The following is a 213-nucleotide window of genomic DNA, read 5'->3' on the forward strand; positions in this document are numbered from 1 at the left end:
GTCCCAACCTGAACCTGCTCGGCACCCGCCAGCCAGAGGTCTATGGAACGACCACGCTCGCCGATATCGAAAGCGCCTGCCAGGCGCATGCGGAAAAATCGCGGCATGAAGTGGCGTTTTTTCAATCGAACCATGAAGGCGAAATGATAGACGCGCTGCACGATGCGCGCGGACGGCATGATGGCGTCATCCTCAACGCCGGTGCCTATACCC

The 213-nt window shown here is 59.6% G+C and carries 1 protein-coding gene; it reads left to right on the forward strand.

From position 1 onward, the window contains the following. Positions 1–213: type II 3-dehydroquinate dehydratase (locus A3728_RS19725; protein WP_150120904.1), on the forward strand; the 213-nt coding region annotated here is incomplete at both ends.

Source organism: Sulfitobacter sp. HI0040 (assembly GCF_001634885.1).
GTDB lineage: Bacteria > Pseudomonadota > Alphaproteobacteria > Rhodobacterales > Rhodobacteraceae > Sulfitobacter.